The sequence below is a fragment of the Vibrio furnissii CIP 102972 genome (assembly GCF_000176175.1).
Taxonomy (GTDB): domain Bacteria; phylum Pseudomonadota; class Gammaproteobacteria; order Enterobacterales; family Vibrionaceae; genus Vibrio; species Vibrio furnissii.
On the sequence record NZ_ACZP01000018.1, the window covers coordinates 1 to 24286 of the forward strand.

At 51.3% G+C, this 24286-nt stretch carries 14 protein-coding genes, 5 tRNA genes and 3 rRNA genes; 13 read left to right on the forward strand and 9 right to left on the reverse strand.

Features of this window, described 5'->3' with window-relative positions; all coding sequences use genetic code 11:
• Positions 1-402: 402 nt before the first annotated feature.
• From VFA_RS18775 to VFA_RS18810, 8 genes are all read left to right on the forward strand, one after another.
• Positions 403-1955, forward strand: a 16S ribosomal RNA gene (locus VFA_RS18775).
• Between the two features lie 66 nt (positions 1956-2021).
• Positions 2022-2097 (forward strand) — tRNA-Glu (locus VFA_RS18780).
• Between the two features lies 1 nt (position 2098).
• Positions 2099-2174 (forward strand) — tRNA-Lys (locus VFA_RS18785).
• Positions 2175-2205: 31 nt separating this feature from the next.
• Positions 2206-2281 (forward strand) — tRNA-Ala (locus VFA_RS18790).
• Positions 2282-2293: 12 nt separating this feature from the next.
• Positions 2294-2369, forward strand: a tRNA-Val gene (locus VFA_RS18795).
• Positions 2370-2658: 289 nt separating this feature from the next.
• Positions 2659-5549, forward strand: a 23S ribosomal RNA gene (locus tag VFA_RS18800).
• A 92-nt stretch (positions 5550-5641) separates the two neighbouring features.
• A 5S ribosomal RNA gene (gene rrf / locus VFA_RS18805) occupies positions 5642-5757 on the forward strand.
• The 16S, 23S and 5S rRNA genes sit together here with 5 tRNA genes alongside, the layout of an rRNA operon.
• 32 nt (positions 5758-5789) lie before the next feature.
• Positions 5790-5866: transfer RNA gene (locus VFA_RS18810), tRNA-Asp, on the forward strand.
• Between the two features lie 349 nt (positions 5867-6215).
• Here VFA_RS18810 and add read toward each other — a convergent pair.
• From add to glnA, 6 genes are all read right to left on the reverse strand, one after another.
• Entirely contained in the window at positions 6216-7220 is a 1005-nt protein-coding gene (gene add, locus VFA_RS18815) for an adenosine deaminase (RefSeq protein ID WP_038152630.1), read from the reverse strand.
• Between the two features lie 81 nt (positions 7221-7301).
• A complete protein-coding gene (gene gepA / locus VFA_RS18820) occupies positions 7302-9860 on the reverse strand; it encodes a phosphodiesterase GepA (RefSeq protein ID WP_038152586.1) in 2559 nt (852 codons plus the stop codon).
• Positions 9861-9918: 58 nt separating this feature from the next.
• On the reverse strand, positions 9919-11322 hold the full coding sequence (gene glnG / locus VFA_RS18825; protein WP_004728433.1) for a nitrogen regulation protein NR(I): 1404 nt from the start codon (positions 11320-11322) through the stop codon (positions 9919-9921).
• A 55-nt stretch (positions 11323-11377) separates the two neighbouring features.
• Complete coding sequence (gene glnL / locus VFA_RS18830) at positions 11378-12424, reverse strand: nitrogen regulation protein NR(II) (protein ID WP_004728434.1); 1047 nt, start codon at positions 12422-12424, stop codon at positions 11378-11380.
• A gap of 135 nt (positions 12425-12559) precedes the next feature.
• The gene (locus tag VFA_RS18835; protein WP_004728435.1) at positions 12560-13090 is read right to left on the reverse strand and encodes a DUF4124 domain-containing protein; all 531 of its coding nucleotides are present in this window, start codon (positions 13088-13090) and stop codon (positions 12560-12562) included.
• A gap of 167 nt (positions 13091-13257) precedes the next feature.
• The gene (glnA, locus tag VFA_RS18840) at positions 13258-14667 is read right to left on the reverse strand and encodes a glutamate--ammonia ligase (protein ID WP_004728436.1); all 1410 of its coding nucleotides are present in this window, start codon (positions 14665-14667) and stop codon (positions 13258-13260) included.
• Positions 14668-15173: 506 nt separating this feature from the next.
• Here glnA and typA point away from each other — a divergent pair.
• Together typA and VFA_RS18850 are read left to right on the forward strand one after the other, a co-directional pair.
• A complete protein-coding gene (gene typA / locus VFA_RS18845) occupies positions 15174-17003 on the forward strand; it encodes a translational GTPase TypA (protein WP_004728437.1) in 1830 nt (609 codons plus the stop codon).
• A 72-nt stretch (positions 17004-17075) separates the two neighbouring features.
• On the forward strand, positions 17076-17615 hold the full coding sequence (locus VFA_RS18850; protein ID WP_004728438.1) for an AAA family ATPase: 540 nt from the start codon (positions 17076-17078) through the stop codon (positions 17613-17615).
• A 4-nt stretch (positions 17616-17619) separates the two neighbouring features.
• On the opposite strand, the gene VFA_RS18855 is transcribed toward VFA_RS18850, so the two are convergent.
• A complete protein-coding gene (locus VFA_RS18855; RefSeq protein WP_004728439.1) occupies positions 17620-18258 on the reverse strand; it encodes a DUF2959 domain-containing protein in 639 nt (212 codons plus the stop codon).
• Between the two features lie 62 nt (positions 18259-18320).
• Here VFA_RS18855 and VFA_RS18860 point away from each other — a divergent pair, with 62 nt between their 5' ends.
• From VFA_RS18860 to VFA_RS18870, 3 genes are read left to right on the forward strand one after another with little or no spacing between them, the layout of a single operon-like run.
• Entirely contained in the window at positions 18321-19235 is a 915-nt protein-coding gene (locus VFA_RS18860; RefSeq protein ID WP_014204276.1) for a virulence factor BrkB family protein, read from the forward strand.
• The gene (gene dtd / locus VFA_RS18865; RefSeq protein WP_004728441.1) at positions 19207-19641 is read left to right on the forward strand and encodes a D-aminoacyl-tRNA deacylase; all 435 of its coding nucleotides are present in this window, start codon (positions 19207-19209) and stop codon (positions 19639-19641) included. The genes VFA_RS18860 and dtd overlap by 29 nt, the downstream gene beginning before the upstream one ends.
• Positions 19642-19677: 36 nt before the next feature.
• The gene (locus VFA_RS18870) at positions 19678-20604 is read left to right on the forward strand and encodes a bifunctional GNAT family N-acetyltransferase/hotdog fold thioesterase (RefSeq protein WP_004728442.1); all 927 of its coding nucleotides are present in this window, start codon (positions 19678-19680) and stop codon (positions 20602-20604) included.
• Here the strand turns inward: VFA_RS18870 and VFA_RS18875 are convergent.
• Together VFA_RS18875 and pckA are read right to left on the reverse strand one after the other, a co-directional pair.
• Positions 20601-22499, reverse strand: coding sequence for an AsmA family protein (locus tag VFA_RS18875; protein ID WP_004728443.1), 1899 nt, complete (start codon positions 22497-22499; stop codon positions 20601-20603). The genes VFA_RS18870 and VFA_RS18875 overlap by 4 nt on opposite strands.
• Positions 22500-22609: 110 nt before the next feature.
• Positions 22610-24238, reverse strand: a complete 1629-nt coding sequence (pckA, locus tag VFA_RS18880; protein WP_004728444.1) for a phosphoenolpyruvate carboxykinase (ATP) — start codon at positions 24236-24238, stop codon at positions 22610-22612.
• Positions 24239-24286: the final 48 nt, after the last annotated feature.

Genomic DNA, 24286 nt, shown 5'->3' on the forward strand with positions numbered 1-24286 from the left:
ACAGCGTCGATGGTAGTGTGGGGTCTCCCCATGTGAGAGTAGAACATCGCCAGGCTTTAATTTGCACTTGCTTAAACTTTAAGCAAGTCACCATAGAGCTCTAAAAAAACTTAGAGTTTTATGTTGACTTTCACGGTGTGAAGCGTAATATACGCGTCCTGCCTAAGTGCTAACGCACTGAAAGCAAAGCTCTTTAACAATATAAACCTATCAATCTGTGTGGGCACTCGTTGATGATAATCGAAGATGATTCTAAAGAATCAACTTAGGTATCAATGAACTGAGTGACCAATCGATACTTCGGTATCGGCACAGTCAATTCATTATCGTTCTGTTGGAACGATAATAGCTTTGAATTACTAAGGTAATTTGAAGTCAGTATTCATTGAGCCACAAAATCTTAAATTGAAGAGTTTGATCATGGCTCAGATTGAACGCTGGCGGCAGGCCTAACACATGCAAGTCGAGCGGCAGCGACAACATTGAACCTTCGGGAGATTTGTTGGGCGGCGAGCGGCGGACGGGTGAGTAATGCCTGGGAAATTGCCCTGATGTGGGGGATAACCATTGGAAACGATGGCTAATACCGCATGATAGCTTCGGCTCAAAGAGGGGGACCTTCGGGCCTCTCGCGTCAGGATATGCCCAGGTGGGATTAGCTAGTTGGTGAGGTAAGGGCTCACCAAGGCGACGATCCCTAGCTGGTCTGAGAGGATGATCAGCCACACTGGAACTGAGACACGGTCCAGACTCCTACGGGAGGCAGCAGTGGGGAATATTGCACAATGGGCGCAAGCCTGATGCAGCCATGCCGCGTGTATGAAGAAGGCCTTCGGGTTGTAAAGTACTTTCAGCAGTGAGGAAGGGGATATCGTTAATAGCGGTATTCTTTGACGTTAGCTGCAGAAGAAGCACCGGCTAACTCCGTGCCAGCAGCCGCGGTAATACGGAGGGTGCGAGCGTTAATCGGAATTACTGGGCGTAAAGCGCATGCAGGTGGTTTGTTAAGTCAGATGTGAAAGCCCGGGGCTCAACCTCGGAATTGCATTTGAAACTGGCAGGCTAGAGTACTGTAGAGGGGGGTAGAATTTCAGGTGTAGCGGTGAAATGCGTAGAGATCTGAAGGAATACCGGTGGCGAAGGCGGCCCCCTGGACAGATACTGACACTCAGATGCGAAAGCGTGGGGAGCAAACAGGATTAGATACCCTGGTAGTCCACGCCGTAAACGATGTCTACTTGGAGGTTGTGGCCTTGAGCCGTGGCTTTCGGAGCTAACGCGTTAAGTAGACCGCCTGGGGAGTACGGTCGCAAGATTAAAACTCAAATGAATTGACGGGGGCCCGCACAAGCGGTGGAGCATGTGGTTTAATTCGATGCAACGCGAAGAACCTTACCTACTCTTGACATCCAGAGAACTTAGCAGAGATGCTTTGGTGCCTTCGGGAACTCTGAGACAGGTGCTGCATGGCTGTCGTCAGCTCGTGTTGTGAAATGTTGGGTTAAGTCCCGCAACGAGCGCAACCCTTATCCTTGTTTGCCAGCGAGTAATGTCGGGAACTCCAGGGAGACTGCCGGTGATAAACCGGAGGAAGGTGGGGACGACGTCAAGTCATCATGGCCCTTACGAGTAGGGCTACACACGTGCTACAATGGCGCATACAGAGGGCGGCCAACTTGCGAAAGTGAGCGAATCCCAAAAAGTGCGTCGTAGTCCGGATTGGAGTCTGCAACTCGACTCCATGAAGTCGGAATCGCTAGTAATCGTGGATCAGAATGCCACGGTGAATACGTTCCCGGGCCTTGTACACACCGCCCGTCACACCATGGGAGTGGGCTGCAAAAGAAGCAGGTAGTTTAACCTTCGGGAGGACGCTTGCCACTTTGTGGTTCATGACTGGGGTGAAGTCGTAACAAGGTAGCGCTAGGGGAACCTGGCGCTGGATCACCTCCTTATACGAAGATTATTGCGATGAGTGTTCACACAGATTGATACGGTTTAGATGTGAAGAGTATCTTAGTGTCCCGTTCGTCTAGAGGCCTAGGACACCGCCCTTTCACGGCGGTAACAGGGGTTCGACTCCCCTACGGGATACCACGGGTCGTTAGCTCAGTTGGTAGAGCAGTTGACTTTTAATCAATTGGTCGCAGGTTCGAATCCTGCACGACCCACCATTCCTTCCATTAGGAATTAAAACTCAAGACTGGGGCTATAGCTCAGCTGGGAGAGCGCCTGCCTTGCACGCAGGAGGTCAGCAGTTCGATCCTGCTTAGCTCCACCATTCTTGAATAATGGGCGATTAGCTCAGTTGGGAGAGCACCTGCCTTACAAGCAGGGGGTCACTGGTTCGAACCCGGTATCGCCCACCATCTTTAAACGCATTCAATGAGTGCTTTTAAACATGGTTTTCATTAGAAAATCTTGCTCTTTAACAATTTGGAAAGCTGACAAAACAACAGTTTATTGTTGTTTGTAAAGTTCTCAATGTATTCCTAATGGAATACACCAACAAACACATTCAAGTGTGCTTGGTATCGAAGCTTACTGTTTCAGTAAGTCTTCAAATTGAGTCCGGCAAAATCAGTCACACACTCATGTAAATTAAATGTGTGACACCTAGGTTGTTTAACAACAACCCGAAACTCCTTCGGGTTGTATGGTTAAGTGACTAAGCGTACACGGTGGATGCCTTGGCAGTCAGAGGCGATGAAGGACGTAGTAACTTGCGATAAGCTCAGATTAGGCAGTAACAGCCACTTGAGTCTGAGATTTCCGAATGGGGAAACCCAACTGCATAAGCAGTTACTGTTAACTGAATACATAGGTTAACAGGGCGAACCGGGGGAACTGAAACATCTAAGTACCCCGAGGAGAAGAAATCAACCGAGATTCCGATAGTAGCGGCGAGCGAAATTGGATTAGCCCTTAAGCTTTACATGCGTCAGGTGAAGGTTCTGGAAAGGACCGCGAAACAGGGTGATAGCCCCGTAGCCGACAGCGCATGTTCAGTGAAATCGAGTAGGGCGGGACACGTGTTATCCTGTCTGAATATGGGGGGACCATCCTCCAAGGCTAAATACTCCTGACTGACCGATAGTGAACCAGTACCGTGAGGGAAAGGCGAAAAGAACCCCTGTGAGGGGAGTGAAATAGAACCTGAAACCGTGTACGTACAAGCAGTAGGAGCCTCCTTTGTGGGGTGACTGCGTACCTTTTGTATAATGGGTCAGCGACTTATATTCAGTGGCAAGGTTAACCATATAGGGGAGCCGTAGGGAAACCGAGTCTTAACTGGGCGTTCAGTCTCTGGATATAGACCCGAAACCGGGTGATCTAGCCATGGGCAGGTTGAAGGTTGAGTAACATCAACTGGAGGACCGAACCGACTAATGTTGAAAAATTAGCGGATGACTTGTGGCTAGGGGTGAAAGGCCAATCAAACTCGGAGATAGCTGGTTCTCCCCGAAAGCTATTTAGGTAGCGCCTCGGACGAATACTACTGGGGGTAGAGCACTGTTAAGGCTAGGGGGTCATCCCGACTTACCAACCCTTTGCAAACTCCGAATACCAGTAAGTAATATCCGGGAGACACACGGCGGGTGCTAACGTCCGTCGTGGAGAGGGAAACAACCCAGACCGCCAGCTAAGGTCCCAAATTACAGCTAAGTGGGAAACGATGTGGGAAGGCTCAGACAGCTAGGATGTTGGCTTAGAAGCAGCCATCATTTAAAGAAAGCGTAATAGCTCACTAGTCGAGTCGGCCTGCGCGGAAGATGTAACGGGGCTAAGCTGTAAACCGAAGCTGCGGCAATGCGATTTATCGTATTGGGTAGGGGAGCGTTCTGTAAGCCGTTGAAGGTGTGTTGTAAAGCATGCTGGAGGTATCAGAAGTGCGAATGCTGACATGAGTAACGACAAGGGGGGTGAAAAACCTCCCCGCCGGAAGACCAAGGGTTCCTGTCCAACGTTAATCGGGGCAGGGTAAGTCGACCCCTAAGGCGAGGCTGAAAAGCGTAGTCGATGGGAAACGGGTTAATATTCCCGTACTTCTTACAATTGCGATGGGGGGACGGAGAAGGCTAGGTGGGCCTGGCGACGGTTGTCCAGGTTCAAGTGCGTAGGCTTGAGAGTTAGGTAAATCCGGCTCTCTTTAAGGCTGAGACACGACGTCGAGCACCTACGGGTGTGAAGTCATTGATGCCATGCTTCCAGGAAAAGCCTCTAAGCTTCAGATTGTAAGGAATCGTACCCCAAACCGACACAGGTGGTCGGGTAGAGAATACCAAGGCGCTTGAGAGAACTCGGGTGAAGGAACTAGGCAAAATGGTACCGTAACTTCGGGAGAAGGTACGCTCTTGATGGTGAAGTCCCTCGCGGATGGAGCTGATGAGAGTCGCAGATACCAGGTGGCTGCAACTGTTTATTAAAAACACAGCACTGTGCAAAATCGTAAGATGACGTATACGGTGTGACGCCTGCCCGGTGCCGGAAGGTTAATTGATGGGGTTAGACTTCGGTCGAAGCTCTTGATCGAAGCCCCGGTAAACGGCGGCCGTAACTATAACGGTCCTAAGGTAGCGAAATTCCTTGTCGGGTAAGTTCCGACCTGCACGAATGGCGTAATGATGGCCACGCTGTCTCCACCCGAGACTCAGTGAAATTGAAATCGCTGTGAAGATGCAGTGTACCCGCGGCTAGACGGAAAGACCCCGTGAACCTTTACTACAGCTTGGCACTGAACATTGAACCTACATGTGTAGGATAGGTGGGAGGCTTTGAAGACGTGACGCCAGTTGCGTTGGAGCCGACCTTGAAATACCACCCTTGTATGTTTGATGTTCTAACTTAGACCCGTTATCCGGGTTGAGGACAGTGCCTGGTGGGTAGTTTGACTGGGGCGGTCTCCTCCCAAAGAGTAACGGAGGAGCACGAAGGTGGGCTAATCACGGTTGGACATCGTGAGGTTAGTGCAATGGCATAAGCCCGCTTAACTGCGAGAATGACGGTTCGAGCAGGTGCGAAAGCAGGTCATAGTGATCCGGTGGTTCTGAATGGAAGGGCCATCGCTCAACGGATAAAAGGTACTCCGGGGATAACAGGCTGATACCGCCCAAGAGTTCATATCGACGGCGGTGTTTGGCACCTCGATGTCGGCTCATCACATCCTGGGGCTGAAGTCGGTCCCAAGGGTATGGCTGTTCGCCATTTAAAGTGGTACGCGAGCTGGGTTTAGAACGTCGTGAGACAGTTCGGTCCCTATCTGCCGTGGGCGTTGGAAGATTGAAGGGGGCTGCTCCTAGTACGAGAGGACCGGAGTGGACGAACCTCTGGTGTTCGGGTTGTGTCGCCAGACGCATTGCCCGGTAGCTAAGTTCGGAATCGATAACCGCTGAAAGCATCTAAGCGGGAAGCGAGCCCTGAGATGAGTCTTCCCTGATACTTTAAGTATCCTAAAGGGTTGTTCGAGACTAGAACGTTGATAGGCAGGGTGTGTAAGCGTTGTGAGGCGTTGAGCTAACCTGTACTAATTGCCCGTGAGGCTTAACCATACAACACCCAAGGGGTTTTGTATTGGACTCAAAGCTAAGCGCATAAGAATGTGTTGTGAGAATGAAACAGCTTTCCGAATTTTAAGAATTTGCTTGGCGACCACAGCGTTTTGGACCCACCTGACTCCATTCCGAACTCAGAAGTGAAACGAAACAGCGTCGATGGTAGTGTGGGGTCTCCCCATGTGAGAGTAGAACATCGCCAGGCTTTAAATTTAGACTCTTGAGTCTAACCAGTGCGGAGCGGTAGTTCAGTTGGTTAGAATACCGGCCTGTCACGCCGGGGGTCGCGGGTTCGAGTCCCGTCCGCTCCGCCACTTATTTTGAAAACCCAGTCTTTGACTGGGTTTTTTGCTATCTGGCGTTTAGAAAATGCACCGAATTGCCATCCTTTATTTCCTTTATTTCCTTTATTTCCTTTATTCCTGAACTCTCTTGTTTATTCCGTGCTACGTACTCCAAATTTTTCCTCTTACTCTTTGTGATTTCAGTGCGCTCCGCTCGTGATTGACATCTTGACTGGTTCTCAATGGGTGAATGACGGTCACGATGACGTTGTTTATTGACACTGGCGAAGCTGCGCTCACGCGATTTATGAGTAGCAGCGATGAACCATAAAAAAGCCGATGCGATAGGCATCGGCTTTAACAGAAAAGAGTTTTTACGTTACACGCGCTGAGCGACTTTGGCTTTGAGGGCCTGTTTGTCAGCTTCGGAAAGAAAAGCCAGCTCCAGACCATTGATCTGTGCCTGATGAATCTGTTCTTGGCTCAGTCCGGCTAGAGGTGCGGCTACCTCATACTCGTAAGGCAGCTCAATGCCTTCGACTGCTGGATCGTCGGTATTCAAGCATGCAAGTACACCATGCTCCAAGAAACGCTTGAGAGGGTGTTGTGCGAAGCTTTCTACTGTACTGGTTTGAATGTTGGAGGTGAGACAAGACTCGATACCAATGCGATGCTTGGCTAAATAATCCATCAACTCCGGATCGTGAATGGCTTTCACACCATGACCAATACGAGTGGCTCCCAAATCACGAATCGCCTGCCACATGCTTTCTGGACCTGCAGCTTCTCCGGCATGCACAGTGATGTGTAAACCGGCATCACGCACTTGTTTAAAGTGGCTGACAAAGCGATCGCCAGGCTGGCCCAGCTCATCACCGGCCAGATCGACGGCCACAATGTGATCTTTTTGGCTTAGAATGCCCGCCAGTTCTTGCTGACAAGCGTCTGTGCCAAAAGTACGGCTCATAATCCCAATCAGGTTCGCCTGAACGCCAAAATCGCGTACGCCGGCTTGAACGCCATCGACGACCGCTTCAACCACGCCCGCTACGGGTAGGTTGTGTTTCATCGCCATGTAGTACGGGGAAAAACGCAGTTCTGCGTAATCAATTTGAGCATGCAGTGCGTCCTCCACGTTTTCATACGCAACGCGGCGACACGCATCCAAATCGCCCAGTACGGCCACGCCCCAATCCAGTTTAGACAGGAAGGCCACCAGTGAAGGCTCAGCTTCCACAATTTGTACGTGTGGCGTGAGTGCCTCTACCGTGTTGGCGGGTAAAGCAATACCAAATTTTTGCCCGAGGTCGAGAATAGTTTGAGTGCGAATGTTCCCGTCGAGGTGACGGTGCAAATCGGTGAGTGGAATAGTTTTCGTAATCATGTTCATCTACCAAGTCAAAATCTGCGCTAAGTATAAAAACCAAACCATGAAGTGTCAGTAGTGAGAAAGCGGAAATCGTCGCTATTTTGCCGATATTCTCTTCATGTTCACTAGATCTGTTGGCCATTCGTGATAAGACATTGGCTTATTAAATAGGAAGCCTTGTCCTTGTGGGCAATGTAATTTTGCCAACAACTCTGCTTGTTCCGGTGTTTCAATGCCTTCGGCGACGATGTTGACTTTAAAACTGTTGGCCAGCGTGATGATGGTGGCGGCGATGCTGGTTTCAAAATGCGTTGGGTTGAGTAACGAAACAAACGCACGATCGATCTTCAGACAGTCGAATGGCAATTTATACAAGTAGGCCAACGAGCTATATCCTGTACCGAAGTCGTCGATGGCCAAACGGATGCCCAGTTGTTTAATGGCTTGCATGGTATTGAGAATGACGGGGTCGTTGTTGACGATGCGCGATTCGGTGATCTCCAAGGTGAGGTTATTGGGCTGCATCCCGGTGTCGCGTAATGTCTCTCGCAACTGCGGTAAGAACTCTGGGTGAGACAATTGATTGACTGATAAATTCACGTGCATTTGGAAGTCCGCCGACCACTTGCCTTGTTCAATGCCTTGCACGGTGTCCCAGCAGGCTTGGCGCAGCATGTGTTCACCAATGGCGTTGATCAGGCCGCTTTCTTCGGCGATTGGAATGAAATCCATTGGCGGTACGAGGCCAAACTCCGGCGATAACCAGCGTGCTAACGCTTCCGCCCCCAGTACTTCACCGCTGTGGAGATCCACAATGGGTTGATAGAACGGTACAAACTCTCGGTTCTCTAGTGCCAGCTTAATGTGCGTGACCATTTGAGTCCGTTTGCGCGAAATATCGGCCATTTCTGGAACGTAATAACTGATGCGAGTTGAGTCCTGTTTCGCGTTGCTGAGCGCAATGCTGCCGTTGCGCAGCCAAACCGTCATACTGGCGGAAGGTAGATGATGTACGATGCCGATGGAGATGTTCACGGCGATGTTTTCGTTTGGCATATGAAATGGTGTCGCAAACAGCTGTAGCAATTGCTGAGCAAAGTGCTTCACCTGTTGTTCCTCCACACAATGCGGCCGATAAATCGCGAATTCATCGCCCCCGATGCGTGCGATGTATGTCTCTTCGTTATTCACGGTTTTGAGGCGTTGGGCGATCAACACCAACAGTTGGTCGGCCTGGTGATGACCGAGGCTGTCATTGATGTCTCGAAACTTATCGATGCCGATGAGAAATAAGCTGCCCCGCAGCACAGGCATCTGGCTACAGCAATCGATGATGCCTTCACGGCTGTATACCTTGGTCAACGAGTCATAAATCAATTGTTCGCGCAGTGCTTTGAAGGACGCCTTTAAGTTGTTGGCCATTTCGGTAAAGGCGTACACCATCATGCTGGTTTCGTAGATCTTGCCGGGTTTGGGCATAGAACTGTTCCAGTCGCCCTGTGCTAGATGTTTTGCGGCCACGGCGGTGGAGGTGATCGGCGCCGTGACTCGGTTGAATGTGATAAAACCAATCCCGATGCCGAATAAGCTCACGAGCAACCCCAGTAACCAGCTATTGCGCTGGTTTTGTGGTAGCGAACCCAAGAGGTCGGCTTCAGAGATGGTGACGTTGATATACCATTGAAGCCCGTATTCATCCCTAACCGCGGCGACTTGGTTGAAATAGCGCGCGCCATCGACGCTGGTGCTAAACACTTGGCTGGGAACGGCATGTTCGGTATGCAGTGAATGCGCGATGTGTGTCGCGCTGGCTTTGAGCACGGGGTTCGGGGTTTCTTGTGTCGTGAGTCGTTCTCCTTTGGGAGACGACTCGGTTCCCCAAGAGACCACGCCCGTCGGCACCGTGTGTGCAATCAAGCGTTGGTCACCGTCAAAGATATAGACATCAGCGTTGGTTTCACGCTTTAACTGATGCAGGAACGCGTTGAAGGTGCTGATCTTCACGTCGATGACCATGACGCCAACAAACTGCTGTTGTTGCATGACGGGCGTGAGCGCGGACAGGGTGATGTCCTGACGTTCATCCATGTTGGTGTATACCGATGACCACATCGGACGCGGATTGGCAGCGACTGGTGTGTAAAACGGGCGGGTGCGAGGGTCATAGTGATTGATGACGGAACGGACTTCACCATTCACCGAGTCACCGTGGTAGATCATCAACTGTTGCTGAGTGCGTGCATCTTTGAGCATCAGCGTAAAGTCTTGATTGTCCTCTTTGCGAAAACCGACAAATTCGCCGTGAATGCCGGCAAAGCTCATCACATCGATTTGCGAAATCGGCCGATACAGCTCATCAAACCCTGAGTGAAGAAAGCGCTCGATCACCTGCGCTTGGTGGGGTTGATACAACTGATGGAAGCCAATGCCATAACTCATGCTTTGGTTGGCGCGAAATGGCTCATCCAGAAAGGTATGCAGCCGTTGGTCGACATTGCTGGACAGGAACGTGAGCTGCTTGCGGCTCACGTCCTGAACCATCTGTTCGTAGCTGTATTTTTGTACCGCGCCGATGACTCCAATGGTGACCAAAATAATGATCACAAAAGGAAACAACACTGCAGTTTTTAAAGTCATCTGTTGTCTGAACGGCATATCCTGATTCTGCGCTAATGGCCGGTATTAGGATTGGCAGCGGGAGACAACCTACATGCTAATACAGCTCTTTCAGTTTCCGTGTGAGCGTATTGCGTCCCCAACCTAATACTTTGGCGGCGTCCTGCTTATGGCCATTGGTGTGATTGAGTGCTGCCTCTAAAAGTATACGTTCAAATTCTGGGAGTGCGTACGAAAGTATCTCGGTTTCTCCCGAGGCCAACGCCGATTTCGCCCACGCTTCAAGCTGTTTTTGCCAGCTGGCATCGCTGTCAAAGTCGACGCTTTTCTTTTCAGCCAACAGCTCAGAAGGTAGATCGCTCGGGAGCACTTCAGTGCCGCTGGCCATCACGGTTAACCAACGGCACATGTTTTCCAACTGACGCACGTTCCCGGGCCAGTCGAGGCGGTTAAGTATCTCAATCGTTTTGGGGTGCAGCGTTTTCATCTCCACACCTAACTCTTTGGCGGCCAAAGCGAGGAAATGTTTAGTCAGCTTATCAATATCCTGACGGCGCTCACGTAATGACGGGATTTGAATGCGAATGACGTTCAGACGGTGAAATAAGTCTTCACGGAATTTGCCTTGATGTACCAGTTTTTCTAGGTTCTGGTGGGTTGCGGCCACGATGCGCACATCGACTTTGATCGCTGAATGGCCACCCACGCGATAAAACTGTCCGTCTGCAAGCACGCGCAGCAGACGGGTTTGAATATCCAGCGGCATATCGCCAATTTCATCCAGAAACAGTGTGCCGCCATTGGCCTGTTCGAAACGGCCTTGGCGCACGTTGTTGGCGCCGGTAAACGCCCCTTTTTCGTGACCAAACAGCTCTGATTCAATCAAATCCTTGGGAATCGCGGCCATGTTCAACGCGATGAACGGCTTTTGCGCGCGCGGGCTGTGACGGTGCAGTGCATGCGCCACCAGTTCTTTACCCGTGCCGGATTCACCGTTAATCAGCACTGAAATAGAGGAGCGAGAGAGGCGGCCGATGGCGCGAAACACTTCTTGCATCGCGGGGGCTTCACCGATGATTTCTGGTGCATCGTAGGTGGGAACCAAATGCTGCGATTGTTCTTTACGCTGCTCCTGACCATGCGCAATGGCGCGCTCAACGAGGGTTAACGTTTCATCGACATCAAATGGCTTCGGCAGATATTCGAATGCCCCCTTTTGGTAGGCGTTGACTGCGGCATCCAAGTCGGAGTGCGCGGTCATGATGATCACCGGCAATTCCGGTGAGCGTGAGTGCACTTGGTGCAATAGCTCAATCCCATCAATGCCGGGCATACGAATATCGGAAACTAAGACGTCAGGGGTTTCTCGTTCGAGTGCCATCAACACACTTTCTGCATCAGAAAAGGTTTCACACTTAATATTGGCTGACGACAGGGTTTTCTCCATCACCCAGCGAATCGAGCTGTCGTCATCGACAACCCATACGTATCCTTTACTCATAGTCTGGTTTCCTCAACAGCAGCCTCCATTCTCCAAGCGAGAATGGTCACGTCGTTCAAATCGGTAAATAAATCGTAAATGTGGTTCTACCTGGCCAGCTTTCTACATCTATTTTTCCATTGTGCTGGTCAATCAGGTTTTGCGAAATCGATAAGCCAAGTCCGGTGCCGCCCTCACGACCGCTGACCATGGGGTAAAACAGCGTGTCTTGAAGTTCGAGCGGAATGCCCGGACCGTTATCGATGATTTCGATTCTGGCCACCAACTTATGTCGTTGGCCATGAATATTGGCTTGGTGCACCGTTCTGGTGCGGAGTGTGATCACGCCATGTGGCTGGTTGGCCAAAATTTGCGCTGCATTGCTGACAATGTTCAGCAGAGCTTGCTCGATCTGATCGGTGTCCATCAGGATGTTGGGCAAACTGGGATCGTAATCGCGCTCAATTGTGAGATCGGCGCGGCCTTCCAGTTCCACCAACTGACGAACTTTTTCCAAAATCAGGTGCAGGTTCTCGGAGGTTTTCTTGCCCGGTTTTTGGGGGCCGAGCAGGCGATCCACGAGCGCGCGTAGGCGGTCCGCTTGTTCAATGATGATTTGGGTGTATTCAGTCAGGCTCTGATCGGGCAGCATGCGCTCGAGAAGTTGCGCTGCGCCGCGTAACCCACCCAGTGGATTTTTGATCTCATGGGCCAAGCCACGCACTAGCAGTTTGGCCGCTTGTTGTTGTGCATGTTGGTTAAGCTCTTGCGTCAGGCGACGCTGTTGCCCAATTTTGCGCATTTCGACCAACAACATCAGCTCTTTTTGCCATGATAACGGGCTGACGGTCACTTCCAGCATGAGGGGTTTGCCATCGACCACGAAGGTGACGTCACTGTCGGTGATGCTCTGACCGCTTTGCAGCGGCTGTGAGAGCAGCGCCAGATCCATCGACGCATGTTGAATCAGTTTAGACAGCGGCTGATTGATGATGCGTTTGGCACTTTGTGAAAACAGCTGTTCGGCTGCGGGGTTGGCATAGCGCACGCACAGGGTTTCATCCAACATCAAAGTGGCGGTCACAACGTTGTTCAGTATGGTTTCGCTTAGCTCTGCACTCACAGGTTCATCCTTGTCCGTGTTCCAAAATAATGCAATGCACAAAAATGGTGCATCGAATTGTCAAGTATGGCGCAACGGAGCACAAAGAAAAAGCCAGACACTGCCTGAAATCGAGCAAATTAGTGTGGATATCGCCTAATTCACGGACGCTCGATGTAAATGCACCGTTACAAACTTAGATGATGCAATAACCTTGCCGAATCCAAATGCCTGAATTGAAAAGGTATGAGGCCCGCGTTCAATATTGTTCAGGTGCCACACCGTTTTGGTGCTGGGTGCGCCGTAAGGCTTGCCATCCATCAGCAATTGCAGGTGTTCACCAACGCTCAGCGGGCGATTGAGTTCAACCTCAAGGGTCATTCGGCCGCGATTGTCGCGAATGGTTTGGTCATGGCGGGGCGCGATCAGGGTCACTTGCAGCGCGATGTGGGGTTCGGTGGTCGATTTTGGTGCAGGTGGGTCGATTGGTTGGGCGGGGGTATAACTGGGAGCGGGGGGCGTTGCATCCACATCGGGTAGGTGAATGGCTTGGGCCTGATCGTCGGCTGGCGCATCGCTAAAGTGCACCACGCCTTGTTCATCTTCCCAAGTATAAACACTTTGTGCGCTCAACTTCAGCGGCAGTGTGAGCAACAGGAGTAACCCCAAAAACACAATACGAATCATCGTTCACCTCACTCATGGTGGTGGCCAAAACGGCAGCGTCGAAGACGCTAGATTATGTAACGTTCATGTTAAATTGCCGATGATAAACGCCAAATATGAAAAAGGCCCGCCTGCGAGGCGAGCCTGATTTTCTGGTGTAAGCCCGTGAAGGTTACACGAAATGCAACTTATACAGAGTAGTACAGTTCGAATTCCAGTGGGTGTACAGCGGTGTTGATGCGCTCAACATCTTTCGTTTTCAGATCGATGTAAGAGTTGATGAAGTCATCAGAGAATACGCCGCCTGCGGTCAGGAATTCACGGTCAGCATCTAGGCTTTCTAGCGCTTGTTTCAGTGATTCTGCAACCTTAGGAATTTCTGCTGCTTCTTCTGCTGGCAGATCGTACAGGTCTTTGTCCATCGCTTCGCCTGGGTGGATCTTGTTCTTGATACCGTCAAGACCAGCCATCAGCATCGCGGCAAACGCAAGGTATGGGTTTGCTGCTGGATCTGGGAAGCGAACTTCGATACGACGCGCTTTCGGGCTTGGTACCACTGGGATACGGATTGACGCAGAACGGTTACGCGCTGAGTAAGCCAGCATCACAGGTGCTTCGTAGTGAGGTACCAGACGCTTGTATGAGTTGGTTGACGGGTTAGTCAGGGCGTTCAGTGCACGTGCGTGCTTGATGATACCACCGATGTAGTAGATCGCCATTTCAGACAGGCCGCCGTACTTGTCGCCAGCAAACAGGTTCACACCGTCTTTCGCCAGAGATTGGTGTACGTGCATGCCAGAACCGTTGTCGCCAACCAGTGGTTTAGGCATGAAAGTCGCTGTTTTACCGAATGCGTGAGCAACGTTATGAACAACGTACTTGTAGATTTGGATTTCGTCCGCTTTAGTGGTCAACGTGTTGAAACGTGTAGCGATTTCGTTCTGACCTGCGGTCGCAACTTCGTGGTGGTGTGCTTCAACAACCAGACCCATCTCTTCCATGATTAAACACATGGCTGAACGGATGTCTTGTGATGAGTCGACTGGTGCGACTGGGAAGTAACCCCCTTTCACGCCTGGACGGTGACCTTTGTTACCGTCTTCGTAGTCAGTACCTGTGTTCCAAGCGGCTTCAACGTCATCGATCTTGAAGAAAGAGCCGGACATGTCAGTCGAGAATTTTACGTCATCAAACAGGAAGAACTCTGGCTCTGGACCGATCAGGACCGTGTCTGCGATGCCAGTTGAACGCATGTAGTCTTCTGCACGTTTTGCGATAGAGCGTGGGTCGCGATCGTAGCCTTGCATGGTTGCAGGCTCAAGAATGTCACAACGGATGTTCAGCGTTGAGTCTTCTGTGAATGGGTCAAGCACAGCAGATGATGCATCAGGCATCATGACCATGTCTGATTCGTTGATACCTTTCCAGCCAGCAACTGATGAACCATCGAACATTTTACCTTCTTCGAAGAAGTCTGCATCGATTTGGTGAGCAGGGATAGAGATGTGCTGCTCTTTACCTTTTGTGTCTGTGAAGCGTAGGTCAACAAACTTAACTTCGTTTTCTTGGATCAGCGATAGTACGTTTTCTACTGACATCTTGGATAACCTCCAGTGTTAATAAAGCGGTTTGGGCTCGAATCAAAAATGAATTCCAGCATCGATTAATGTCTGAACTGCTACTTAATCTGTGCTGAAATCATATTAGCTAAAATCGTGCCAATTTCTTAAGTTCCATAAATTCAATGCCTTGCATAGGTTTGGTTCGTTTTGGTGCTTATTGCTGCACCAAGAAGATCCTTTGTTGCACCTTGTTGGTGCAAATTAATTTTGACTGCACCAATATCTGTCAAAGCGAACACTATTCAGCCGCTAATTTGCAGGGATGTCAATTGCCATTTCCGACCAGTATGTCTCGGTTTGTTTTAACTCAATTTGACAACTAGGCTCTAAAGGAGCGAAATTCAGCGTGACAGATCACATATTCCTAGGTTTTTCGCCAAAATCTGGTACATTATTGGCCGTTTTTTGAACCAAACTCAGGTGCCGATTTCGCCTACGCGCGAAAGCGGACCATTTTGTGTAAATAAGTGAAGCAAAACTCCATGGCTACTCCACAGATTGATAAATTAAGAAACATCGCGATTATCGCGCACGTTGACCACGGCAAAACGACCCTGGTGGATAAACTACTCCAGCAATCAGGCACGTTAGAGTCGCGCGGTGATGTTGAAGAGCGAGTCATGGACTCGAACGACATTGAAAAAGAGCGCGGCATTACCATCCTAGCGAAAAACACTGCGATTAACTGGCATGACTACCGTATCAACATCGTAGACACCCCAGGACACGCGGACTTCGGTGGTGAAGTTGAACGTATCATGTCAATGGTTGACTGTGTATGTCTAATCGTTGATGCCGTTGACGGCCCAATGCCACAAACTCGTTTCGTGACTCAAAAAGCGTTTGCTCACGGTCTGAAACCAATCGTTGTGATCAACAAAATCGACCGCCCTGGCGCGCGTCCTGACTGGGTTATGGATCAGGTTTTTGACCTGTTCGACAACCTGGGTGCAACGGATGAACAGCTGGACTTCCAAGTGGTTTACGCATCAGCGCTGAACGGCTGGGCAACGCTGGAAGAAGGCGAAACGGGCGAGAACATGGAACCGCTGTTCCAAGCGATCGTGGATAACGTTGAACCACCTCAAGTTGACCTTGAAGGTCCGCTGCAAATGCAAATTTCTCAGCTGGACTACAGCTCATACGTTGGTGTTATCGGTGTTGGCCGTGTGACTCGCGGTACGGTAAAACCAAACCAGCAAGTGACCGTTGTGAGCGCTGATGGTAAAAAACGTAACGGCAAAGTGGGTACTGTTCTGGGTTACCTGGGTCTGCAACGTTCTGAAACTGAACAAGCAACTGCGGGTGACATCGTTGCAATCACGGGTCTTGGCGAACTGAAAATTTCAGACACCATCTGTGACGTGAACTGCATCGAAGCGCTGCCACCTCTGAGCGTTGACGAACCAACCGTTACCATGACTTTCCAAGTCAACACTTCTCCGTTCGCGGGTAAAGAAGGTAAGTTCGTGACCTCACGTAACATCCTTGAGCGTCTGGAAAAAGAACTGGTTCACAACGTTGCACTGCGTGTTGAGCAAACTGACGATCCAGATAAATTCCGCGTATCAGGCCGTGGTGAACTTCACCTGTCTATCCTGATCGAAAACATGCGCCGTGAAGGGTTCGAACTGGCAGTATCTCGTCCAGAAGTAATCCTGAAAGAAGAAAACGGCCAACTGATGGAACCGTTTGAAACCGTGACCATCGACGTGTTGGAAGAGCACCAAGGCGGCATCATGGAGAAAATCGGTTTGCGTAAAGGCGAACTGAAAGATATGTCTCCAGATGGCAAAGGCCGTGTACGTCTAGACTTCGTGATGCCATCACGTGGCCTGATCGGCTTCCAAACTGAGTTCATGACGCTGACTTCAGGTTCTGGTCTGCTGTACCATACATTCGACCACTACGGTCCACACAAAGGCGGCAACATCGGCCAACGTGTGAACGGCGTACTGATTTCGAACGCAACTGGTAAAGCACTGACTTACGCACTGTTTAACCTGCAAGAACGTGGCCGTCTGTTCACTGAACACGCGGACGAAGTTTACGAAGGTCAAATCGTGGGTATTCACAACCGTTCGAACGACCTGACTGTCAACTGTCTGAAAGGCAAACAGCTGACCAACGTACGTGCTTCTGGTACGGACGAAGCTCAAGTTCTGACTCCAGCAATCAAATACACGCTAGAGCAAGCGCTTGAGTTTATCGATGACGATGAACTGGTTGAAGTAACACCACAAAGTATCCGTATTCGTAAACGTCACCTGACTGAAAACGATCGTAAACGCGCTGCTCGCGACGCAAAATAATCGTTGAATGAATCGCGTGAAGCCCTCAGCATTTGCTGGGGGCTTTTTTTCGCCCTGAGAAAAGGAGTGAGAGTGAAACCGATCATCATCACCGGCGGTCCGGGCGCCGGAAAAACCTCCTTGATAGAGGCGTTCGCGCAAACCGGTATGGCAACGTTTCCCGAGGTGTCGAGACGCTTGATTGAGCAGGAGCGTGCCAAGCCTCAGGGCATTTTGCCTTGGCACGATCTGCCGGGATTTGCTCAGTTGTGTTTGGTGGCAATGCGCGAGCAAAAGTGCTGTGCGGAAAACGAACCTTTGGCGTTTTTGGACCGTGCGATTCCGGACATTTGTGGTTATCTGCATGAAGCGGGGATTGCGCCGAACGCTGAGCTGCAAGCCGAAAGCCAAGGGTATTTCCCTTTGGTCTTTGTCTGTCGGCCTCATGCGGCGATTTATGTGCAAGATGAGGTGCGACCCTATCCGTTTGCACAAGCGCTCGCCATTCATGAGCAGTTGCTCACCACATACACCCAATTGGGATATCACTGTGTGGATGTCCCATTTGGCCCGGTGGCGGCGCGGGTTGAATTTGTGCTGCATACGCTAGAGCGAGAGCACGCAGCACGATAAGGCATTACTGTTTCAACTGATTGAGGAATTGATTTGATTCTTCAATTGCCGCGTTCATTTGCGTGATCGCGGTGCGAATATCTTGTTCCAGCGTCGCAAATTCACCTTGCAGTGATCCTACCGCACTGGCATTGAGGTTATGCTTCAAGAAGAGCGTATTATCTCGCAGCGTGTTGAGCACCGGCGTCATTTTTTGCTCGGCGCGCTTCATCGCTTTGAGCATCGTCTGATATGACGCTTTGGTGGTGTTGAGTTTTTGTTCGCTGGCGCGGCGCAGTTTGCTGCTGGTGTAGAGTTTCAGTTCGCCTTGCCATTCATCAAAGAGCGCCTCGGCAACGTCTTCAATCGCGGCAATGCGCTCACGAACGTCAGCGGCGGCGTCTTCACTGTGTTGATACTGGTCGTTGATACGCTCGTAAGCGCTTTCGAGTTCGCCGCCATCAAACTGCGTGAATGCCGACAAGGCGTCTAACGCGCTGGTCAGTTCTTGTTGTGCGTCTTTCTGGGCGTCCTGAGCGGCCTCGACGCGGTCAACCATGATGTCGCGTTTGTGGACGCCGACTTTTTCCATCGCCGAGTAGTAGGCGCTTTGACAGCCCGTTAGAGTAAAGATCGATAAGAAGATGGCCAACAGGTAAGGCATCATGCGCTCCTTTCAATTAAAATGAAGGCGTTAGCATGGCTTAGTCGCATGGGAGAGACAAGTTGAAAATCCAAACTTTGGTAAAGCAGAGCGTATTATTTGGTCGTTACTTATTGAGTCGAATGGTGCACGACCGAGTGAACGTTAACGCCGGGTATCTGGCGTACATCACGCTGTTGTCGTTAGTGCCCATGCTGACCGTGTTGCTGTCGATCCTCTCGTCGTTCTCGATTTTTGAAAATGTCGGTGACGTGGTACAAGACTATGTAATTACCCACTTCGTCCCAGCGGCTGGCGATGCGGTGCGCCATGCTTTGAGCGAGTTTGTGACCAATACGGGCAAGATGACGGCGGTCGGCGGGATGTTCCTGTTTGTCGCCGCGTTAACGTTGATCTCAAACATCGATAAAAACCTCAACTACATTTGGCGGGTACGCAAAAAACGCCGCATGGTGTTTTCGTTTTCGATGTATTGGATGATTCTGACGCTCGGCCCGATTTTGGTGGGGGCCAGCATTGCGCTGACGTCCTATATCACGTCGCTCAAGCTGCTCGACAGTGAAGCGCTCACGGGAGCCTTCAACTTCTTCCTACGTCGCCTGCCGCTGCTGTTGTCATTCTTTGCGTTTGCGGGTTTATACCTGCTGGTGCCGAATAAAAAAGTCCACTTTTTGCATGCCATTGCTGGCGCGTTTGTCGCGGCATTGTTATTTGAACTGAGTAAAAAGGCCTTTGCCGCCTACATCACTCAGTTCCCTTCTTATCAGTTGATATACGGGGCACTCGCCGCGATTCCTATTTTGTTTGTTTGGGTGTATTTGTGTTGGTTGATTGTGTTGATTGGGGCCGAAGTTACGGCGGCGCTCGGTGAGCGTGAAGACTGGAGTGAGTCCCCAGACGTGATACACTCATTGCCTCAAACTCAGCACAAACAAGAAGGAAACCAAAGTGATAGCCTTGATTCAACGGGTGAGTGAAGCGGCCGTTCGTGTCGACGGTGAGACCATCGGTGAAATCAACCGGGGTCTGTTGGTGCTGTTGGGGGTAGAACGCGACGACGATGAAGCCAAAGCCAAACGCTTGGTGGAGCGTGTCACCACCTATCGTGTGTTTGAAGACGACGCCGGTAAAATGAATCTCAGCGTCAAAGACGTTGGGGGCAGTGTGCTGGTGGTCTCGCAGTTTACCTTGCCAGCCGACACCAAAAAGGGCACGCGCGCTGGGTTTTCACGCGGTGCACACCCGCAAGAGGCCGAGCGCCTTTACGATTATTTTTCTGATGTGTGTGCCGAGGTGTTGCCGACAGAACGTGGACGTTTTGCGGCCGACATGAAAGTATCACTCATCAACGATGGCCCAGTAACCTTCTGGTTGCAGGTATAAATTTCGGCTCCTCGTGAGCCTTCGGGAACGGACGCTATGTTTAAACTTATTACGCCGAAAACGGATAATCAGCTCAATAAGTATTACCACTTTCGTTGGCAATTGCTGCGCGAGCCGTGGCGGATGCCGATTGGTTCGGAGCGCGACGAATATGACGCCATGAGCCATCACCGCATGATTGTCGATGGACGAGGACGCCCGATCGCCATCGGCCGGTTGTACATTACACCGGACAGCGAAGGCCAGATTCGCTTTATGGCGGTCAAATCCACACGGCGAGCCAAAGGGATGGGATCGCTGGTGCTGGTGGCTCTGGAGTCTCTGGCGCGCCAGGAAGGGGCCAAACGTCTGGTGTGCAATGCTCGAGAAGATGCGATTAAGTTCTACGAGAAAAATGGATTTGAACGCCGCGGTGAGTTGACCGATGAACGTGGCCCTGTGCGCCATCAACAGATGGTGAAACCTCTCGACCCGATGGCCAATGTGTTGCGTAAACCGGAGTGGTGCACTGAGCTTCAGGAGCGCTGGGCGGCGCACATTCCGATCAGCGAGAAAATGGGCATCAAAGTATTGCAGTACACGGGCTATCAATTTCAATGTGGCGCGCAGCTCAATCCCAACCTGAACCCGCACAATACGCTGTTTGCTGGCTCGGCCTTTACCTTGGCGACCTTAACCGGCTGGGGCATGGCGTGGCTGCTGATGCGTGAGCGCAATTTGGATGGAGACATTGTGCTGGTTGACAGTCGCATTCGTTATCGCCATCCGGTGGTGCACAACCCGGTGGCGTCGACGTCTTTGGATGGTATCAGCGGCGATTTGGATCGCCTCGAATCTGGGCGCAAAGCGCGTATTGTGGTCAATGTGAACATTGCCAGTGGTGACGTCGATGCCGTGACGTTTATTGGCACCTACATGCTGATTCCGAATTATCAAGCCATCTTGGAAAGTGCGCGCGACTAAGGGGTTGGCGCGCACATCATCTCAGGATTTGCCTCAGTGCGCTGTTGATTACGCAGCAGATCAAAATGCTGCGTTGTGCAGCGCTGCTTCACCTTCAATTCCAGCACGCCCTGCTTGGGCTCGACCAGATCGATTGCGCCATGCACGTGCGCATTCAGCGTTGGGCCAGACAACGGCGTCGCCTCCACGGACAAGCGCCCACGATCAGCGCTGAGTGTGAGCCCATCGAGGGCGAAAGGTTGCACCACCAAAGCATCTGCCGATGGGGTGACCATCACCCCATCGCGCAGGTTGAGGTTGAGAACGCCACTGAGTGAATGCGCCAGCATCGGGTAATCGCCCGCAAGGCCGTCGGCGGTGACATCCAGTTCAGCCAATGCGTCGATTTTCAGCGGGAGCGGCCACCAGGTGTTCATCGGCGCCAGCGGGATACCATCCCCATGCAGATTCACGCGCCACGGCGCGCTCGGCGCGTTAAACGCCCAATCGGCAGTGGCATCCACATAACCGTTCTCAAGAGGCAGGAACGCGCGCTCAAGCTGCCAATGGCCCTCTTTGCTGCTCATGTCCACCACGCCTTGCGTGCTGAGTAGGGAATCAATACTGGCGCTGTTGGCGCTGATATGGAGCTGACCATTCCACAGCCCCCAGCGACCCGCGCGATTGAGTTCGGTATTGCGTCCTTCGACATTGACCCCGGAGAGTTGCCAGAATGGTTTGTGTGTCAGTTGGATCAACTGCAAGTTGTTGAGATCCCAACGATCGATGGTCAGATTGTTCAGCTCGGGAAGATCGCCCTCCAACCAAGCCCAATCGTGTGGCTGCTCAGCAAACCATTTGATGCCACTGGCGCTGAGTTGCTGCAGATGGATGCTCGAAGGTTGAAGATCACCACTAAGCTGAATGCTGCCTTGCAGCAGTTCGGTGGCAAAGTCGCTGATGGTGATGCGGCCGGGACGCAGTGCCAGCTTCAGCGTTGGGTCTATCCATTGCAAACCGTGCCAGTCGACCGACTCGGCATTGAGCGACACATACCCGTCCTCTTGTTGCCACAGTGAGTGATCTAACGTCAGATTTTCCAGCGACAGCGCAACGTTGGTCAGCCGAGTGCCGGCCAGTTGTAGATTGCTGTTGAGCACATCCAGGCTGTTGATGTGATGAAGATAAGGCTTGGCCAGTTGCCACCACGGCGCGCTCAGCGTCGACAGATCGTCTTTTAGATCGAGCTTGCTCAGGGTGACGTTGACCAACGACCAGCCCGCCGGATACTGCTCTGCCTGACCCGAAAACTCGCCGCCGCGCCACTGAAATGAGGCGCCAAAGATGGTGCTGTCTTGCGCTTGGTAGTTGGCATCAATCAACACGTTATTGAGCGCTTCGCCTTGCCAGTAAAATTGCTCAGCAGAGAGTTGTAGTTCGCCATAAGGCAGCCATTGTTGGGCGTGGGTCCAGACGGGGTTTTTGACTTGCATGTTGACGCCACGAGCGATCAAACCGTGGTCGGCGAAATCAATGTTGTGTAGCGCCAGTTGATGGAGTTGCAGCTGGGCGAGAAAGTCGTTGCTTGGCAGGCCGTCGGCAAAATTGGCGCCATCAAGCAGCACGCTGTCGATCACCCATTTGTCGTCTTGGAACAGTTGTGGACTGAGCCAAACATCCACCTGTTGAAAACTCAGTGGAGCCGCGTTGGTTTCTAGCGTCACATTGTGCAGGCGAAAATGGAGTGGATACTCGTAATCGAGCGCGCTAAACGTCAGTTTTTCAGGCCACAGATGGTCGGTTAGCCACTGCGCAGACGGGGTGAGATAACGGGTGTGCATGATGCCAAATGCGACCAGCATGAGCGCCAGCAGCAGTGCAATCAAACCAACTCCCAGAGCAAGCAGCTTTTTCATAATTCCCTGATGCGATGATCGTCCTGAAAGCTCACAGCTTGGAGTAAATTGGCGTCGGCTTCAACTAAAAAAGCCCCTCAAAAGAGGGGCTTGCTACTGAGTTATCAGTTTTAGTCTAGCTGTGGACCTGCCGCAACCAACGCTTTACCTTCCGCGTTGTCGGTGTACTTATCAAAGTTATTGATAAAGCGAGACGCTAAATCTTTGGCTTTGCTTTCCCATTGTAGTGGGTCAGTGTATGTGTCACGTGGATCCAAGATGGCTGAATCAACGCCTGGCAGCGCGACGGGCACTTCGAGGTTGAAGATCGGAATGTGCTTGGTTTCCGCTTGTTCAATCGAGCCGTCCAGAATTGCATCAATGATGCCACGGGTATCTTTGATCGAGATACGTTTGCCAGTGCCGTTCCAGCCCGTGTTCACGAGGTACGCTTCCGCACCTGCAGCTTCCATGCGTTTCACTAGCACTTCAGCGTATTTGGTTGGGTGAAGCGTGAGGAATGCTGCACCGAAACACGCGGAGAAGGTTGGCGTTGGCTCGGTAATGCCACGCTCAGTGCCCGCCAGTTTGGCCGTAAAGCCAGACAGGAAGTGGTACTTGGTTTGTTCTGGCGTCAGTTTAGACACCGGAGGCAGCACGCCGAATGCATCAGCAGACAGGAAAATCACTTTGTTTGCGTGACCGCCTTTGGAGACCGGTTTGACGATGTTGTCGATGTGGTAAATCGGGTACGACACACGGGTGTTTTCGGTTTTTGAACCGTCATCGAAATCGATCGAGCCATCCGCACGAACCGTCACGTTTTCCAGCAGCGCATCGCGACGAATCGCGTTGTAGATGTCTGGTTCCGCTTCTTTTGAGAGCTTGATGGTTTTCGCGTAACAACCGCCTTCGAAGTTGAACACGCCATCGTCATCCCAGCCGTGCTCGTCGTCGCCAATCAGTGCGCGTTTTGGATCGGTCGACAGGGTTGTTTTACCGGTACCAGACAGACCAAAGAAGATCGCAACGTCGCCATCTTTGCTCATGTTGGCACTACAGTGCATGGATGCGATGCCTTGCAGCGGCAGGAAGTAGTTCATCATCGCGAACATACCTTTTTTCATCTCGCCGCCGTACCACGTCCCGCCAATCAGTTGCATTTTTTCGGTCAGGTTGAAGACCGTGAAGTTTTCTGAGTTCAGGCCGTGTTCTTGCCATTTGTCGTTGGTGCATTTGGCGCCATTCATGACCACGAAATCAGGCTTAAAGGTTGCCAGTTCTTCGTCTGATGGACGGATAAACATGTTTTTCACGAAGTGCGCTTGCCATGCCACTTCAGTAATAAAGCGCACGCACAGACGGGTATCGGCGTTCGCGCCGCAGTATCCGTCCACCACAAACAGACGCTTGCCAGACAATTGCTTGCCGACCAGCGCTTTCAAATCGTTCCAAACCGCTTGGTTAATGGGTTTGTTGTCGTTTTTCGCCTGTTCAGAGGTCCACCACATGTTTTCTTCGGTGGTGGCGTCTTTGACGATGAATTTATCTTTTGGTGAGCGGCCAGTGAAGATGCCGGTGTCCACGGCAACTGCACCCAGTTCAGTGACGACGCCTTTTTCGTAGCCTTCCAGATCTGAGCGAGTTTCTTCTTCGAATAACAATTCGTAACTTGGGTTGCGCACCACTTCAGTTACATCGGTTATTCCGTATTGGGTAAGATCTAATTGTGCAGCCTTCGTATGTTCCATAACGGTCATAGGTGCTCCTTATGAGGATTTTGTAGGGATTTTTAAAAGTTTGTAATT